Origin of the sequence: Spongiibacter sp. IMCC21906 (assembly GCF_001010805.1) — a bacterium.
In the GTDB taxonomy this organism is placed as follows: Bacteria; Pseudomonadota; Gammaproteobacteria; order Pseudomonadales; family Spongiibacteraceae; genus Spongiibacter.
Genome location: NZ_CP011477.1, coordinates 1,546,352 through 1,562,564 on the forward strand (window position 1 = coordinate 1,546,352; position 16,213 = coordinate 1,562,564).

At 50.2% G+C, this 16,213-nt stretch carries 9 protein-coding genes; 7 read left to right on the forward strand and 2 right to left on the reverse strand.

From position 1 onward, the window contains the following. Positions 1 to 108: 108 nt before the first annotated feature. The 4 genes from IMCC21906_RS07070 to IMCC21906_RS07085 all read left to right on the forward strand — a co-directional run bounded on the left by IMCC21906_RS07070 (position 109) and on the right by IMCC21906_RS07085 (position 7,077). Positions 109 to 1,212 carry an OmpA family protein gene (locus IMCC21906_RS07070; RefSeq protein ID WP_047011581.1) on the forward strand — a complete coding sequence of 368 codons (1,104 nt, stop codon included), beginning with the start codon at positions 109 to 111 and terminating at the stop codon, positions 1,210 to 1,212. 263 nt (positions 1,213 to 1,475) lie between these two features. Further along, positions 1,476 to 2,579 (forward strand): OmpA family protein, encoded by a 1,104-nt coding sequence (locus IMCC21906_RS07075; RefSeq protein WP_052763420.1) that lies wholly within the window; start codon positions 1,476 to 1,478, stop codon positions 2,577 to 2,579. 353 nt (positions 2,580 to 2,932) lie between these two features. Then, positions 2,933 to 5,116, forward strand: coding sequence for a molybdopterin oxidoreductase family protein (locus IMCC21906_RS07080; protein WP_047011582.1), 2,184 nt, complete (start codon positions 2,933 to 2,935; stop codon positions 5,114 to 5,116). A gap of 110 nt (positions 5,117 to 5,226) precedes the next feature. Beyond that, the gene (locus tag IMCC21906_RS07085; protein ID WP_047011583.1) at positions 5,227 to 7,077 is read left to right on the forward strand and encodes a DmsC/YnfH family molybdoenzyme membrane anchor subunit; all 1,851 of its coding nucleotides are present in this window, start codon (positions 5,227 to 5,229) and stop codon (positions 7,075 to 7,077) included. A gap of 93 nt (positions 7,078 to 7,170) precedes the next feature. Here IMCC21906_RS07085 and IMCC21906_RS07090 read toward each other — a convergent pair whose 3' ends face one another. Together IMCC21906_RS07090 and IMCC21906_RS07095 are read right to left on the reverse strand one after the other, a co-directional pair. Then, positions 7,171 to 7,854 (reverse strand): DNA-3-methyladenine glycosylase I, encoded by a 684-nt coding sequence (locus IMCC21906_RS07090; RefSeq protein ID WP_047011584.1) that lies wholly within the window; start codon positions 7,852 to 7,854, stop codon positions 7,171 to 7,173. A 145-nt stretch (positions 7,855 to 7,999) separates the two neighbouring features. After that, the gene (locus tag IMCC21906_RS07095; protein WP_047011585.1) at positions 8,000 to 9,841 is read right to left on the reverse strand and encodes a choice-of-anchor I family protein; all 1,842 of its coding nucleotides are present in this window, start codon (positions 9,839 to 9,841) and stop codon (positions 8,000 to 8,002) included. A gap of 269 nt (positions 9,842 to 10,110) precedes the next feature. On the opposite strand from IMCC21906_RS07095, the gene IMCC21906_RS07100 reads away from it, so the two are divergent. From IMCC21906_RS07100 to IMCC21906_RS07110, 3 genes are all read left to right on the forward strand, one after another. Beyond that, entirely contained in the window at positions 10,111 to 12,618 is a 2,508-nt protein-coding gene (locus IMCC21906_RS07100) for an esterase-like activity of phytase family protein (protein ID WP_047011586.1), read from the forward strand. 426 nt (positions 12,619 to 13,044) lie between these two features. Further along, positions 13,045 to 15,567 (forward strand): YadA-like family protein, encoded by a 2,523-nt coding sequence (locus tag IMCC21906_RS16290; protein ID WP_082117394.1) that lies wholly within the window; start codon positions 13,045 to 13,047, stop codon positions 15,565 to 15,567. Further along, positions 15,561 to 16,091 (forward strand): hypothetical protein, encoded by a 531-nt coding sequence (locus IMCC21906_RS07110; RefSeq protein WP_052763422.1) that lies wholly within the window; start codon positions 15,561 to 15,563, stop codon positions 16,089 to 16,091. Before IMCC21906_RS16290 ends, IMCC21906_RS07110 begins: the two co-directional genes overlap by 7 nt. Positions 16,092 to 16,213: the final 122 nt, after the last annotated feature.

Below are 16,213 nucleotides of genomic sequence, written 5' to 3' on the forward strand. Positions count from 1 at the left end.
AAATCACGGCGAATGCAGTTGTCAACATGTTATTCTCGGTCTAGCTTTAGACGCGTAACGGCGACATTGCTTGCAAATTAAAGCGTAAAAACAATTAGGGGGAGTCCTATGAAGAACGTTCTACTTGGTGCCGCAGTGGCGGCAGCTATGCTGCCAGGTTTGGCTAATGCCGATGAAGGCAAGTGGTATATTAACCCGGCGGTTGGTTATCAAATCTTTGATGGCGATCGTGACCTGGATGAATCAGCAACGGCTTTATTGGGTGTTGAAAAAGAAATCAACAACAATTGGGGTGTTGAGGTTCGGGCTACATTTGCCGACGCGGACCATTACCGTGGTAATCAGAGACGAGATGCTGAAGCAGCTGGAATCAACCTGGATGTGTTGCGTTATTACAAACACGCGGATAGCAAATGGGTTCCTTATTCTGCTTTTGGTATTGGCCACGCTGAGATTAACCCCGAAACAGGCGCCAGCGATGTATACACTCAAATGAACTTGGGTGGCGGTGTTCGGTATTTACTAGATGATAACTGGTCTATTCGTGGTGATGCGCGTTATTTTTACGGTAACGACAATGAAACCAGCGATGGTATTTTCTCCATCGGTGTGAGCTATGCCTTTGGTGGCAGTCCTGCGCCAGCTCCCGCACCTGCAGCCCCAACTGATTCTGATGCCGATGGTGTTGCGGATGGTGTTGATCAGTGTCCAAATACGCCTGCTGGTGTGGCCGTAGACGCTCGTGGCTGTGCCTTGGATAAAGATGGTGACGGTGTACCTAACTATCGTGACAAGTGTCCAAACACGCCTGCTGGTCGCCAGGTTGATAAGTTCGGTTGTAAGTTTGTGTTGAAGCAAACTGAAAGCATTAAGCTGGAAATCAACTTCCCATTGGATTCGGATGCTATCCCTGCAGCTTACCGTGGCGAGCTTGAAAAAGTTGCCAGCTTTATGAAGAAGTTTGGCGGTGTAAAAGCAGTTGTTGAAGGTCATGCCGATAGCACTGGTGCTGCCGCGTATAACAAGCAGCTGTCTCAGCGTCGTGCAGATGCCGTGCGCAATGCACTGGTCCGTGATTATGGTATTGCTTCGGATCGTTTGGCGGCAGTGGGTTATGGTGAAGAGCGTCCAATCGCTAGTAACAGTACCTCTGAAGGCCGTCGTGCTAACCGTCGCGTAGTTGCCGTAATGGAAGCAGAAACCGTTAAGTAATTAATGATGGTTTTTAAGAAGAAAGCCGGGGCAGTTGCTCCGGCTTTCTTGTATGCGGATGCTATGTCGCATTGAGATATCGAGTGGGTTTTTGGCCGTCTGGGGACAATAAGTACGCGCCTTAGTGCTGTGATACAGTTGGTAAAAATACGGATTTCAATACGTGCAATCTAAAATTGACGTGATAGTGTAGAAAGCAGTAGTGCAACACTACATTGCAATATATTTCAAAGCTTGAACAACATTGGCCAAAGGGGAAGATTATGGAAAAGCGTTCAATTTGCGCCTTATTTTTAGGGGCTGCCTGTATGAGCTCGGCAGTACACGCTGAGAAAGTAGGTAAATGGTATTTGAACCCGGCAATTGGTTATCAAGTATTTGACCATAGCCAGGATTTAGACGAAGAAGCTACGGCACTCTTTGGTATTGAGAAAGAGCTTAATAGCGAGTGGGGTATCGAATTTCGAGCCATGTATTCTGATGCTGATAACTATCGCGGCAATGATAGACGCGATGCGGAAGTCGCTTCAGGTGGATTAGATGTTCTGCGGTACTTCAAAACACCTGGTAGCCGGGTAACGCCATACTTGGCTTTTGGTATAGCTCATGCTGAAGCTAATTATGAAGCACTTCATAATGACGTTTACACTCAGCTAAATGCGGGTGGTGGTATTCGTTATGCCCTTAGCGAACATTGGTCGCTACGTGGTGATGCCCGTTACCTGTATGGCACTGACAACGAAACACGCAATGGTGTTGTGTCGCTTGGTATTAGCTATGCCTTTGGTGGCACTGAGACTGCTGCGCCAATGCAAGAAGCTACACCTAGTGATAGCGATGGTGATGGCGTAGTCGATAGCGCTGATCGTTGCCCTAATACACCTGCGGGTGTGGTTGTTGGCACTGATGGTTGTGCTTTGGACAGCGATGGTGATGGCGTTGCGGATTACAAGGACAAATGTCCTGGTACTGAAGCGGGTGCCTCAGTGGATCGCAATGGCTGTGCGCTTAAGTTGACTACAACCGAAAGCTTGAAAGTTGAAGTGAACTTTGACTTTGATTCTGCGGTGCTGAAGCCACAGTACAAAGATGAGCTGAAACGTGTTGCTGACTTCCTCAACGAGCATGGCAATGTGAAAGCCGTTATTGAGGGGCATGCCGATAGTACGGGTGGTGAGTCTTACAACAAGAACTTATCCCAGCGTCGTGCTAGTGCGGTAAGAAATGCCTTAATCAATGATTTTGGTATTGCCGCTAGCCGCTTGAGTGCTGTTGGTTATGGTGAAAGCCGCCCTGTTGCGACTAACGCCACTGCGGAAGGCCGCGCTAAAAACCGCCGTGTAGTGACGGTGAAAGAAAGCAAATAATCGTTAATTTAACGGTGAACTAAGGGGCCTAATGGCCCCTTTTTTTATTGCCCTCGAATCACGTTGCTGGGGGTAGTGTTAAGCCCTTTCCCTGCCTGTCTGGACAAGTATTGAATTTTGGCTTGTCGAGGTACATCTGTCCACCGTACAAGATATATAATTTCAATTTAATCAATAAGATAGACTTTATTGGTGGCCTGAGCAACTCCTCTCCTTGTGCTTGGCACAGTTCTTGTAATTCCTAATCATAGCTAGCGAAAAAAGTGCCATAAATCACTATTTTGGTGCGATTTTGCTGTTGTTACGGTTTTTGGGGTGTTCTTTTTTGGTGCACCCTTTGGGAGAGGCATTGCATGATATTTGGCCGCAAAAAACGCAAACCAATTACTATCGTCGATAAAAAAGTCGTCGACTGGAAGTACGCTGTGTGCGGTTATTGCTCTACTGGCTGTTCAATTGAGGTTGGTCTGAATGAATCGGGGAAGCCGGTTGCCAGTAGAGGCAAGGGCAACGCCCCGGTGAACCAAGGTAAGCTTTGTATCAAGGGGATCTTTGAGCACGAGCTGAGCGCAACTCCCGGCCGGGGCGTTGCGCCAATGATGCGAAACAAGATTTATGAACCTTTGCAAAAAGTCGACTGGGATACAGCGATAGACCACAGTGCTGCGGAGTTTAAACGCATTCAGCAAAAGTACGGTCAAGACAGCGTCGCGGTAGTGTCTACTGGTCAGTTGCTAACTGAGGAGTTTTATACCCTCGGGAAGTTGGTCCGAGGGGTGATAGGTACCAATAACTATGATGGCAATACGACCTTGTGTATGGCCTCAGCGGTATCGGGTTACAAACGTAGTTTTGGCGCAGATGGCCCCCCAGGTTGCTACGACGATTTTGAAAATACCCATTGTTTAATGGCGTTTGGGTCCAATTTACCCGAGCAGCATCCCATCATTTATTGGCGCTTGAAAGAAGCCTTAGAGAAGCGCAAATTCCCGCTGATTGTGGTGGATCCCAGGGTAACGATGTTTGCCCAGTTCGCAGATATCCATCTGCCCATTACCCCGGGTACCGATCTGGTACTGCTTAATGCGTTGGCCCATGTAATTTTGAAAGAAGGCCTGCAGAAGCAAGAATATATTGACGCGCACTGCAATGGTTTTGATGAGCTGAAAGCGACGATCGAGAAGTATGATCCCGTAACGGCCTCAAAAATCTGCGGTATCGACCCAGATATGATCAAGCATGTTGCCCGTATCTACGCTAAAGCGCCTTCAGCCATGAGCATCTGGACGATGGGGATTAACCAAAGTACTCACGGCACGGATGGCGTTTGCGGCATCAATAACCTCAATTTGATTACCGGCAATATTGGTGTTCCTGGCGGCACCAGTATGTCGATTACTGGTCAGTGCAATGCCATGGGCACACGAGAATGGTCGTCTTGCTCGGGTCTTCCCGGTTATCGCATGTTGGAAAAGCCGGAGCATCGCAAAGAGGTGGCCGAGTTTTGGGGGATAGATGAGGGGTTCTTCCCGGCCAAGCGGGGCTTGCAGCAAACCGATATTTTTCCGGCGATAGAGTCAGGCGAGATTAAGGCATTGTGGATTGTCGCAACGAATCCCTTGACCTCTATGCCCAATCAGCCACGTATTAAAAAGGCCTTGGAAAAGCTGGAGTTTATGGTTGTTCAGGACGGCTATCAGGACTGCGAAACGGTTAACTATGCCCATGTCTATCTACCTGGTGCGGTATGGGGTGAAAAAGAAGGGGTTCAAACGAATACCGAACGCCGAGTGAACTTGGTTCGCAAGTTTGTGGAGCCGCCGGGAGAGGCCAAGCCAGATTACTGGATATTTAATGAAATGGCCAAACGGTTTGAGCAAGGACAGAAAATACATTTTCCGGAAAGTTCTTCTGAGATCTTTGACGAAATGAAACAGCTGTCAAAGGGGCAGGGGCGTAATTTGGATATTTCTGGCATGAGTCACGACTTAATTGAAGCACAGCGTGGTATTCAGTGGCCAATGCGAGAAGGAGACGAGACAGGCAACCCCCGGCTTTATAGCGATGGGGTTTATCCCACGCCAAATGGCAAAGCCAATCTACTGGCGATGGATTATATCGAAGACAATGAAGTGCCAGATAAGGCCTATCCGTTCTGGATGAACAGTGGCCGGGTTGTTGAGCATTTCCACACTCGTACCAAAACCGGAAAAATTGGCAATCTGAATAAATTCAGCCCTACACCTTATATGGAAATGAACCCCGATTCTGCCAAAGAGCAGGGGGTTAAGCATCAGCAATATGTGCGTTTAGTTTCGCGCAGGGGGGATGCTGTTGTCATGGTTCAGCTTACCCAGCGTGTCCCGAATAATATGTTGTTTATTCCCATGCATTATCACGATTGTGTTAATCGCTTGTCGCTGGGTTTACTCGATCCCTATTCTCGCCAGCCAGCATTTAAACAATGTGCGGTAAGAATAGAAAAAATTGACCAGGCTGAGGCAGCTCGACTCAATGTTGAGCGCCGGGCCTACTAATTATTGCCTTTGTGGGTAGTGATGAATTTTCGCGCTGGGTCCTCTGATTACAAGCTTCAGGATGATGAGCTTTGTGATTTGCAGGATCGGCGCCAGTCAAGGTAGTAACTATGTGGAAAGTTAGAGACGACGAACCTCAATACGCATTTTTGAAAGAGCCCGCTGCTCGTGAGGCCAACTTTTATGAGGCGCCAATTGATCTTATTGCCCGCAGTGGTGGCGCGGTGCCGGCTGGCCGGGAAATGTTTATCAACGAAGAGCCCGGCGTTGGTCAAAACCCGAATCGAAACAAGCAGCATGCGTTTCATTTTACCGCTGACAACTGCATTGGTTGTCATGCTTGCGAGGCGGCTTGCAGTGAGAAAAATGACAATCCCGCTCACATCAGCTTTCGTTCGGTAGGGTATGTTGAGGGTGGCACCTACCCAGACTTCCGCCGAATGAATATCTCCATGGCGTGTAACCATTGCGATGATCCGGTTTGTTTGAAAGGTTGTCCTACGCGGGCTTATACCAAGCATGTTGAATACGGCGCGGTTTTACAGGACCCTGAAACCTGTTTTGGCTGTGGTTACTGCACCTGGGTTTGCCCGTATAACGCCCCTCAGCTTGACCCTATTAAAGGCCAGGTATCCAAGTGCAATATGTGTGTAGACCGCTTGGAGGTTAATCTTAAACCGGCCTGCGTCTCGGCTTGTCTGGGTAATGCCTTGAACTTTGGGGTAGTCGATGATCTGCCGGAAAATCGCGAGCAGGGCAAAGTCAGCATTCCGGGCTTTCCTGATCCCGAAATTACCCACCCCAATATCCGCTTTCAGCAGATTAACAATATGCCTGACGAGGTGACGCGCCCCGACGGAATGCCGGTGAAGTATCACAAGTCGGAGGATGGTCAATATCGCCCCGTTGTGGATCAGAAACGCGGGATTGAGAAAAAATGGAGCCTGAAAAAACTCAGCTCCAGAGAGAACCCCCTGGTGATTTTCACCTTGGTCAGCCAGATTTCCCTGGGCGCATTTTTTCTGAGTTTTTTGGGGGCGCAACTGGGTATAGACAGTTTCGTCGCACTGCAAAATTCGGTTATGTATGTTCCTTTAATGGCGGTTGCGGTGGGTCTGTCTGCCTTGGGCATGCTGATGTCGGCCACCCATTTAGGCAAACCGTTACGGGCTTACCGGGGCTTTAATAACCTCCGTCATTCGCCAGTGTGCCGTGAAGGTCTGGGGATGGCACTGTATATGTTGTTTGGTGGCCTGCATGTATTGGCAATGTTGCCAGAGAATGCGATGTTCATTTCTATGTTCGGTGAATGGGGGCAATACCGGGGCTTCGCAGCGACTAGCGCCTATCTCGCGATGAGCTGCGGCTCAGTGGGCTTGTACTATATGTATCGCTGCTATCGTATTCCTGCTCGACCATTCTGGAATCATTGGCAGACGGGCACAGCATTTCTGGGTAATAGTCTGTCGCTGGGGAGCAGTCTAGTGGCAGCAGTCGCGATTCCAACTTTGATGTTGGCCGGTGTTGATGCCAGTGTCGTGTTTAAAGTGTGCCTTGCTTGTGTTGGTTTTGGCGCTAGCTTGGAACTTGTGGGGTTATGGCGCCATGGGGCTGATATGAATGTGGCCAATAATGAGGGCAGTGTCTCTCACTATATTCAAAGTACTGTTTTTGGCAAAAGCTATTGGTTGCGTAACCTGTTACTGGTCGGCAATTTAGCATTGGCGTTATTGCTGTTGATCTTTGCTGATGTCAACGCGGCATCGCTGGTTTTATATGTTGCGCTGGCGCTTTCTGCGGGACTTGCAGCATTGATTGGTCGAGCCTTGTTTTACGTGCTGGTGGTACCAACAACAATGCCCGGTGCTTTCTTTTGGAAGAACAAAGATTTTGAAGAGCACGCCCAAGAGATTGGTTTAGCGAATATGCCTCAAGTTGGTGTGGTTGCTCACAGTCATTAATGTATTTGTGATCTACCTTAAAAGAGTAGGTTGCGGATATATTTAATGCGGCGAAAGACTTCAATAGAGCGTGAGGTGATGTTTGTCACCTCATCACACCTTGGGCCCTCTGGACATGGCTAAAAGCTTGCTCAGCTGCGCGTGACTGCGGCCACTCTCGCTCCGCATTTGATTAAAGGCATCTTGAATTTTAATAAGATCCCGTTTTGCGGTGGGGGTGTCGGTATCAATAATGGCTTCGCTGCGCAGGGCAATACAGACATCTCGACTTAAAATAAAACTGTCTTTGCCCATAAAGCGGAGAAAGTAGGCGCCAGAATTGCCGCCCAGCCGACAGCCGTGTTTTTTAAGGTAAGCCCACAGACCAATGACATCTTCCTCGGGCCAGTCAGCGAGGAAGTTACCAAAACTGCCATGTGTTCTTGTCACATCGAGGACAAACAAGGCATTTTCTTGCACAGCTTTAACCTTGCTTAAGTTGCGGATAATTCGGGTGTCGCTGGCCATCTCCTCTATTTGTTCTGGTGAGCGGGAGGCGACCCAAATAGGTAGAAAACGATTGAAGACTTCTTCAAAGCCTGCCCATTTGTTCTCGACCACTCGCCAGACAAATCCCGCTCGAAAAATGCAGGCAGCCATTTCTGCCAGATAGCGGTCATCGTTGCGACTTGTCAGTAATGTGTTGCTCGTCTTCTCGGGGAGTTGCGATTCAATATATTCGATGTTGCCATGAGCTTTGATTGCGCGCTTTAGATAGTTTTTGTAGAGGCTTGGCATGTTTTCCCCGTTATGGCGGTTATACAAATGATGCGAGGGAGCGCTTGTTATGAGGAATGGTAACAGCCCGTTTGGCTCTTGTGGCAGCAAAATAAAAAAGGCCCGCCGAAGCGAGCCTTAAACGTTACTCTACAACCGTGGAGTATCAGTCAATTATTTCGATGTCATAAAAGGTGGTGGTGCCGCTGACTTCGTTACCCACTATTAACATGGGGCGAGTTGTCGGGCTGTCATCTTGGCTGACAAACTTGATGGACTCGGGGCCTAAATCGCCCACTAGTTCAAGATCGTCTTCTACATCGGCAAGGCTGAAATCCCGGGGATTGATGTACTGCACAAAGCGGGGAGCTTCTGGATTGCTGATGTTGTAGACCATGATGCCGCCAACCCGCTCGAGACCAATGAACGCGTAGGTTTTACCGTTGATGGTGCCAATCTCAATGGCTTCGGGTTCGGGGCCTTTGTCATCAGAGCGATCATCGCCCTCGTTGTCGTCATTGCTGGCGTTAAAGCCGAACAAGCCTAAACGGTTGGCGGTAATAACTTCAAAGTCGCTGCCAGAATCGAACACGGGCTGCATGGTTTCAGCGTCCCAGATCGTGAAGGATCTAGCGCCATATGCATAAAGTGCTTCGTAGCTACAATCGGCCTCCGGTAGCCCTGTGGTGGCCAGTGAGGCGCAAGCACCGTCGGTGCCCAGGTTGGCGATAACCTTGAGGCGGCCTAGCTGCTCGTCATCTTCAAAATTGGCTGGGAGTCGGCTCAGCAGGTCGCCGTCAAAGGTGGCGCCGTCGTCTTGAATGTCCTTAATACGAACTTCGTCAAGGTAATGAAAGCAGTCACCGTCGTCAAAATCGAAGCCGCCTTGAGCACTACAATCTGCCTCATCATTGGCGTCTGTCAGGTATTCGCGACCATCACCTTCGTTGGCTGTAATCAGATAGGTTTTGCCGTTAAAGCTGTAAATGTCGGCGCTGTCAGGCATGTAAACACCAAACACGGGCCAGTTGCGGATATTGACGACACCATCATCATTGCTGGCATCCAGTTCATTGCCGGGGATGGCGTGGTCTTTGTAGCCTAAGCCGACAATACGGCTAACACTGTTGTCGCTAAGGTCGATTTCGGCCACGGCATTGTTTTCTTGCAAAATGACATAAGCGGTCTGGCTGTCTGAAGAAACAACAATATATTCTGGTTCCAAATCGGCAGCCTGGGATGCTGACTTGGAGGAAATACGTACCGGGCCAGTAAGTGGCGCTGAACCGAGACTGACCTGAGTAACATTGCTGGCGCTAAGGCTGGCGAAACCACCTGAGACGTCTACCACGGTAACTGAACCTTCAGGGTCAACCGAGTAGTCGCCGTTAGGTTCGCCTTCATTGGCGGATAAAACTTTTGTGCCGTCAGGGCTAAAGGTCACCATGTCGGGTAGCGCGCCAGCTTCAACCGCGCTCACGAAGCTACCGTCGGTTTGATAGAAAGCAATGTAGCCGTTATTTTGTTTGGGGCTGGCTTCGATGGCGACAGCCATAAAGCCATTGTTAACCGAGACGCTGTTGGCTGCACCGAGGGCTGAAACGTCAAGTCCTTCTACTGCATTTGCTACATCTGCAGCAACATCCAGTGAACTGATTAAAGTGGGGGAGGCTGGTGTCATCGCATCAAGAATATCGACTTGGCCTGATTCAGCATTGATGACAAAGCTGCGCTTAGTACTTGGGTCAAAATCAACAATTTCGGCCGCGGATTCATCAAACTGGCCGGTTTCATAACGGCCGAGCAGCGATAAAAAGATATTCGAATCAGTGGCATTGGCACCGTCGACACCTGGCGTACCGTCTGCGCCTGGGGCGCCTGCCTGGCCCGGTGCGCCGTCTACTCCGGGGGCACCTGCTGGTCCCCGGTCACCATCGTCGCCACCGCAGGCGCTTAATAAAATAGTCGTTGCCAATATAGCAGCGAACTTAGTGGAGTGGTGGTGCATAGCAATCTCCCTCAATCTTGTAGGTAGGTACGCCTGGACATGACAAATACGCCACGTTAGGCAAAAGCAAGAGGGTGTTGCCTGAGCGTTACACTGGTAAGACTAAAATATGAATATTTGGTGACGCAATGTCGAGATCGTGACCGCATTGACGATGTGTTTGTCATATTAATCCCACGATTCTGACATTTTTTTGTAGGCGCTCTGTCGCACTTTCTCTCTAAGATTTCAGGCTACAAAAATAGTATTGCCTGGATTTAGGAGTGATTATGACATTTAAAAAAACAGCTTTAGCGTGGGGTATTGCTCTGGCTTGCCCATTTTTTCTGGCCGCCTGTGATGGTGATGATGGCCGCGATGGTGCCGATGGTATGGACGGCGCTGAAGGTGCACCCGGTACTAATGGGGCAGATGGAAGCAATGGTACAAACGGAAATAATGGCGACGAGGGCCTGAATGGTTTGCTGAAGCAAACGGTTTTATATTCTGGGAACGAGCACTGTTATAGCGGTGGTTTGCAAATTGACTCAGGCCCCGATACCGATGGCAATGGCGAACTCTCGGAGTCGGAAGTGACGGCAAGTAACTATCTGTGTACGCCGACGGTAGTGAACAGTGACAAGAATTTTAATCGTATTGCCGCTTATCCCGTCTGTAAGCAGATCGATGCAAGCTGTAATGACGATACTACCACCGCAGCAGAAATTGTTGCTGCCAGCGCTGATGGGATGACACTCATTTATACCGACAGCCCTGCTAAGCAGATTGGCTTTGTTGATATTGCTGATCCGAGTAAACCGACGGGGTTGGGCACTTTGGCGTTGACCGGTGAGCCCACCTCGGTGGCCGTGAAAGGGGCGTATGCTTTGGTGGGAGTTAATACCTCTGCCAGCTTTATTGAGGTATCTGGCGAGCTGGCGGTGGTGGATATTGCCAGTCGCGGTTTGGTGACCTCTATCGATTTAGGCGGTCAGCCAGATTCTGTTGCAGTGAGCCCAGACGGGCACTATGCCGTTGCGGTAATTGAAAATGAGCGTGATGAAGACTTAGGAGAGGGTGTTCCTCCCCAGTTGCCTGCAGGAAAACTGGTCATTGTTGACTTAAGTGGTGCGCCAGATACCTGGACCACGAGTAACGTGTCTTTAACGGGATTGGCTGATCTTTACCCCTCTGACCCCGAACCGGAATTTGTCGATATTAATAGCGACAATATTGCCCTTGTTTCTTTGCAAGAAAACAACCACATCGTGCTGGTCGACTTAAGTGATGGCAGTGTGATCAATCATTTCAGCGCCGGCAGTGTCGATCTGGTCAATATTGATACTGACAACGAGTCGATTATCAGCTTTACGGATTCCCAAGAAGGGGTACTACGCGAGCCCGATGGCGTTAGCTGGTTATCAACTGAGTATTTTGTTACCGCCAATGAAGGTGATCTGGATGGAGGTAGCCGCGGGTTTAGCGTATTTAATACTGACGGAGAGCTTGTATTTGAGGCAGGCAATACCTTGGATTTATTAACCGCTAAATTTGGTCATTACCCCGATGACCGTTCAGACAATAAAGGTAATGAACCCGAAAATGCTGAGTTTGGCGTATTTGGTAGCGAGCGGTATTTGTTTGTGAATTCTGAGCGCTCCAGCGTGGTGTTTGTTTATGATGTAGCGGATTTTCGTAACCCTGTTTTTAAACAGTTGCTACCCGCGGCAATGGGCCCCGAGGGCGCCTTGGCCATTCCATCACGTAATTTGTTAGTGGTTGCCAGTGAAGAAGACAGTCGTGACGATGTGTTTCGTTCGGCATTAAACATTTACCAATATGGTAGTGCCACTGCCAAGTATCCCACGATTCAATCTAATGACCGCATAGATGGTACACCTATCCCCTGGGCTGCCCTGTCAGGGTTGTCGGCCGACCCTGAAAACAGCAATCTGATCTATGCGGTAGACGACAGCTACTATCTTAAGAATCGTATTTTTACCCTTGATATCAGTCAGCAGCCCGCCATCTTAATCAAGGAAACCCCATTGCTGGACAGCAATAACGTGCTGGCGTCTCTACCTGCAGGGACGTTGGCCGCTGACGTGGTGAATGACGATAAAACCGTGAATGTTGATCCGGAAGGTATTGCCAAGTCCGTTGATGGTGGGTTTTGGATTGCCTCCGAAGGTTCTGGGCACGCTATTGATGGTCCTGTCGACAGTATGAATGTGTTGTTAAAAACTGATTCCAGTGGCGCAATCACTGCCGTGGTAGGCTTGCCAGCAGCGGTTAATGCCTTGCAGCGCAATAATGGTTTTGAAGGGGTTGCTGAATATGAAGGCAATCTTTACGTGGCCTTTCAGCGTGCTTGGCAGGGCGAGACGAACGTTCGGATTGGTATCTATAATATCGTCGGTGATAGTTGGCGCTTCCTGTTTTATCCCTTGGATGCGGTTGAATCTCAAAATGGCGGTTGGGTGGGTTTGTCGGAAATCAGCGCTATTGGTAACAATGAGTTTATGGTTATCGAGCGCGACAACCAAGGTGGGCCCGATGCCGCCATCAAACGGCTTTACCGCTTTGGTGTGTCGGGGTTGGTAGATGGCGATACCGTAAGCAAAACCTTGATTCGCGATGTATTGCCAGACATGCAAGGATTGGGTGGCTTGGTTACCGAGAAGATCGAAGGTACCGCGGTGCTGAAAAATGGTGAGGTGCTGTTAGTGAATGATAATGACGGTGTCGATGACAGTAATGGCGAAACGAACTTGATGAATTTAGGCGACATTTTGTAATACTTCTTGTTTTACTTTTTAAGGCCCGCGTTGCGGGCCTTTTTTTATAAAATTAATAAAAATCAAACATTTAAAACTTTAATATTATTTTGTGATCCATTTTAAAACCTCCGCGTAAGCTCCTTATAAACAAAATTATAACTGCTTGGCCAAGGTGATGGCTGGCTTTTACTAGGAGAGGGACGTGGCGGCAGTGGTGTTTGGATACCGCGCTGTGAAAGGGGGCTATTATTGCCTCCCTAATCATCTGTTTCTGTTATTTCTCCTCCGTTCCTATTCAATTTTTGATTCCTTCTTTCCCACGCTGTCGATTCAGACCTTCCTCTGGTGGGTCATGTTGTCGCGTGCCCAGTGTCGTGAGGTGATGGGCGTTTTTGTGCATTACCTATTCTTGTTGAGTATGACTAAAAGGCCTTGGAGGCTAGCATGAGAAAACGAGTAGGAAGACTAAGTACCTTGAGTAGCGCGATGCTTGCGGCAGGTTTGCTAATACCCGTATTGGGTAGTGTGCAGTCGGCCGCTGCGTTTGAATGTACTGATGCCAGTGGCACGTTGGTCACCGCGCCAGATGCGAGTGGTGATGCGTCTAATGTCGCTTGTGGCGATGGTGCGGTAGCGGCAGATACTGATCTACTTGCCCCTGATGGCGCAGTAGCGATTGGCGGTGATGGTGCTGAAGATGCGGATGCTCTCGGTGCTCAAGCCAGCGGTATTGATGCGCTAGCGATTGGTACAGACGCTAATGCCACAGGTAATTCGAGCTCTGCCGTTGGTGGCGAAGCTATTGCCAGCGGTCCGGGTACGACTGCTGTTGGTTGGCGGTCAGGTGCGAACTCCGAGCGAGCAACCGCGCTGGGTCATTTAGCTCAAGCGAATGACGTACGTTCTACCGCCGTGGGTGAAGCGGCTTCTGCATCTGGTGAGCAAGCGGTCGCAGTAGGTAATGAGTCCATTGCGAATGGCGCTGATGCCTTGGCTGTGGGCACCCAGTCTTCCGCTACAGGGCCCTCTACCAGTGCGGTAGGTGGCGAATCGCTTGCCTCAGGTCCGGGTGCATCCGCTTATGGTTGGCAATCTGGCGCCAACGCCGAACGAGCAACCGCGCTGGGGCATTTAGCACAAGCGAATGACGTACGTTCTACTGCGGTGGGTGAAGCGGCTTCTGCATCTGGTGAGCAAGCGGTTGCAGTAGGTAATGAGTCCGTTGCGAATGGTACTGATGCCTTGGCTGTGGGCACCCAGTCTTCCGCTACAGGCCCTTCTACCAGTGCGGTAGGGGGCGAATCGGTTGCCTCAGGTCCAGGTGCATCCGCTTATGGTTGGCAGTCCGGCGCTAACGCCGAACGAGCAACCGCGCTGGGGCATTTAGCACAAGCTGATGGTGTACGTTCTACCGCCGTGGGTGAAGCAGCTTCTGCATCTGGCGAGCAAGCGGTTGCCGTAGGTAATGAATCCGTTGCGAATGGCACTGATGCCTTGGCTGTGGGCACTCAGTCTTCCGCTACAGGCCCTTCTACCAGTGCTGTGGGTGGCGAATCGGTTGCTTCAGGTCCAGGTGCATCCGCTTATGGTTGGCAATCCGGCGCTAATGCCGAACGAGCAACCGCGCTGGGGCATTTAGCACAAGCTGATGGTGTACGTTCTACCGCCGTGGGTGAAGCGGCGTCTGCATCTGGCGAGCAAGCCGTTGCGGTTGGTAATGAGTCCGTTGCGAATGGCGCTGATGCCTTGGCTGTGGGCACTCAGTCTTCCGCTACAGGGCCCTCTACCAGTGCGGTGGGTGGCGAATCGGTTGCGACGGGTCCGGGTGCATCGGCGTTTGGTTGGCAGTCGGGTGCTAACGCTGAGCGGGCTACTGCGTTGGGGCATTTAGCTCAAGCGAATGACGTACGTTCTACTGCAGTGGGTGAAGCGGCTTCTGCATCTGGTGAGCAAGCCGTTGCGGTTGGTAATGAGTCCGTTGCGAATGGTACAGATGCTTTGGCCGTGGGTACGCAATCTTCGTCTAATGGTCCATCTACTAGTGCTGTAGGCGGTGAATCGGTCGCGACTGGGCCCGGTGCATCAGCATTCGGTTGGCGTTCTGGTGCGAACTCCGAGCGAGCTACCGCGTTGGGGCATTTAGCACAAGCTGATGGTGTGCGCTCTACAGCAGTGGGTGAGGCCGCGAATGCGGTTGGCGAACAATCGATTGCTATTGGTAATGAATCTTCCGCTACTGGCGTAGATGCGATGGCCATTGGCACGGAGGCCGTGGCCAATGGAAACTCAACCACAACGGTAGGTGGTGAATCTGTGGCGACGGGCCCGGGTGCAACGGCTTATGGTTGGCGTTCAGGTGCTAATGCTGAACGAGCCACGGCGCTGGGTCATCTTGCTCAGGCAAATGGCGTCCGCTCAACCGCGGTTGGTGAGGGTGCAACAGCCGATGGCGACCGCGCAGTGGCTGTTGGTGATGGGGCCAATGCTGGGCATACTAATTCGGTGGCCTTAGGTGCAGGAGCAACTACTACCCGCGCAAATCAAGTGGTACTGGGAACAACAAGCAGTACCTACTCCACTCCGGGCATTACCTCTGATGCTAGTCGGCAGGCACAAAGTGGCGCTACAGAAATTGTCACTTCAGATGCGAACGGTAATTTGGCTACCGATGGTGGTCGCACTTTCCGGGCGATCAATGATTTGGGATCTGATGTCCGTGATAACCGCGATGAAATTGAACGCAACCGCGCAGGCATCGCATTGGCAATGGCCATGAAGGCGCCCTATGTTCCCGCTGACAAAACCTTTGCGTTAAGCGTGGGGGGCGGTTACTTTGAAAGTGAGGAGGCTGCTTCTATCGCCGGTGCGGTTCGCGCCAGCGAGACGGTGCAGTTTGAATTTGGTCTTGGTAGCGGCACTCGCAAGAAAAGCGTGGGTGGTCGTGTAGGAATGACGGCAACATGGTAAAAACACAGGCGGCCAGCATTGCTGGCCATCTTCCATTGCTGGGGCGCCGCATTGCGGCTGCCCTTGTTGTCTTTTTTAGCTTGTCCGGCGCAGTTGGCGCCGCGCAAGAGATTGATGAGCAACAAGCGCTTTTAGTGCTGTGGTCAACCATGCTCGCCCTCGATCATGCCAACGACAGTGTGAATTACAGTGTTTTCCGTGAAATTGCTTCGCCGGATTTTCAAGAAAAGAATTCGCCTCAGCAATTAAATAAACTGTTTTCACAGTTAAGAGCATCGCGTATTGATATTGGGTCAGTGCTAACAATGATGCCTGAGTATGAAATTCCACCGCAGATTGGCGACTCAGGATTGTTGCGAATGCGAGGGCGTTTTAACTTACAACCAGCCTCATTAAACTTCGATTTACTTTATAAAGAGCTATACGGAGAGTGGCGTTTAGTTGGAATCGCTGTGGTGACCGGTGAATCGCAAGTCAGTATCAAGAAAAAATCTAAGGTACGAATGCCTTGGTTTAAGCGTTAGTTTTTGCCCGTTGGCTATTACGATTGGACTTAATATATTTTTGGCTAATCGTAGGCAATGAAACCTTATGCCCAAGCGCTTAATGGCTGGGCATAGCGGCGAGTCCAGTCTTCAATATAAAT

What these genes read in the sequence shown, in the direction of transcription:
- IMCC21906_RS07075 (WP_052763420.1), top strand. Translation starts at nt 1,476, where the DNA reads ATGGAAAAGCGTTCAATTTGCGCCTTATTTTTAGGGGCTGCCTGTATG.
- IMCC21906_RS07085 (WP_047011583.1), top strand. Translation starts at nt 5,227, where the DNA reads ATGTGGAAAGTTAGAGACGACGAACCTCAATACGCATTTTTGAAAGAG.
- IMCC21906_RS07100 (WP_047011586.1), top strand. Translation starts at nt 10,111, where the DNA reads ATGACATTTAAAAAAACAGCTTTAGCGTGGGGTATTGCTCTGGCTTGC.
- IMCC21906_RS07095 (WP_047011585.1), bottom strand. Translation starts at nt 9,841, where the DNA reads ATGCACCACCACTCCACTAAGTTCGCTGCTATATTGGCAACGACTATT.
- IMCC21906_RS07110 (WP_052763422.1), top strand. Translation starts at nt 15,561, where the DNA reads ATGGTAAAAACACAGGCGGCCAGCATTGCTGGCCATCTTCCATTGCTG.
- IMCC21906_RS07080 (WP_047011582.1), top strand. Translation starts at nt 2,933, where the DNA reads ATGATATTTGGCCGCAAAAAACGCAAACCAATTACTATCGTCGATAAA.
- IMCC21906_RS07090 (WP_047011584.1), bottom strand. Translation starts at nt 7,854, where the DNA reads ATGCCAAGCCTCTACAAAAACTATCTAAAGCGCGCAATCAAAGCTCAT.
- IMCC21906_RS16290 (WP_082117394.1), top strand. Translation starts at nt 13,045, where the DNA reads ATGAGAAAACGAGTAGGAAGACTAAGTACCTTGAGTAGCGCGATGCTT.
- IMCC21906_RS07070 (WP_047011581.1), top strand. Translation starts at nt 109, where the DNA reads ATGAAGAACGTTCTACTTGGTGCCGCAGTGGCGGCAGCTATGCTGCCA.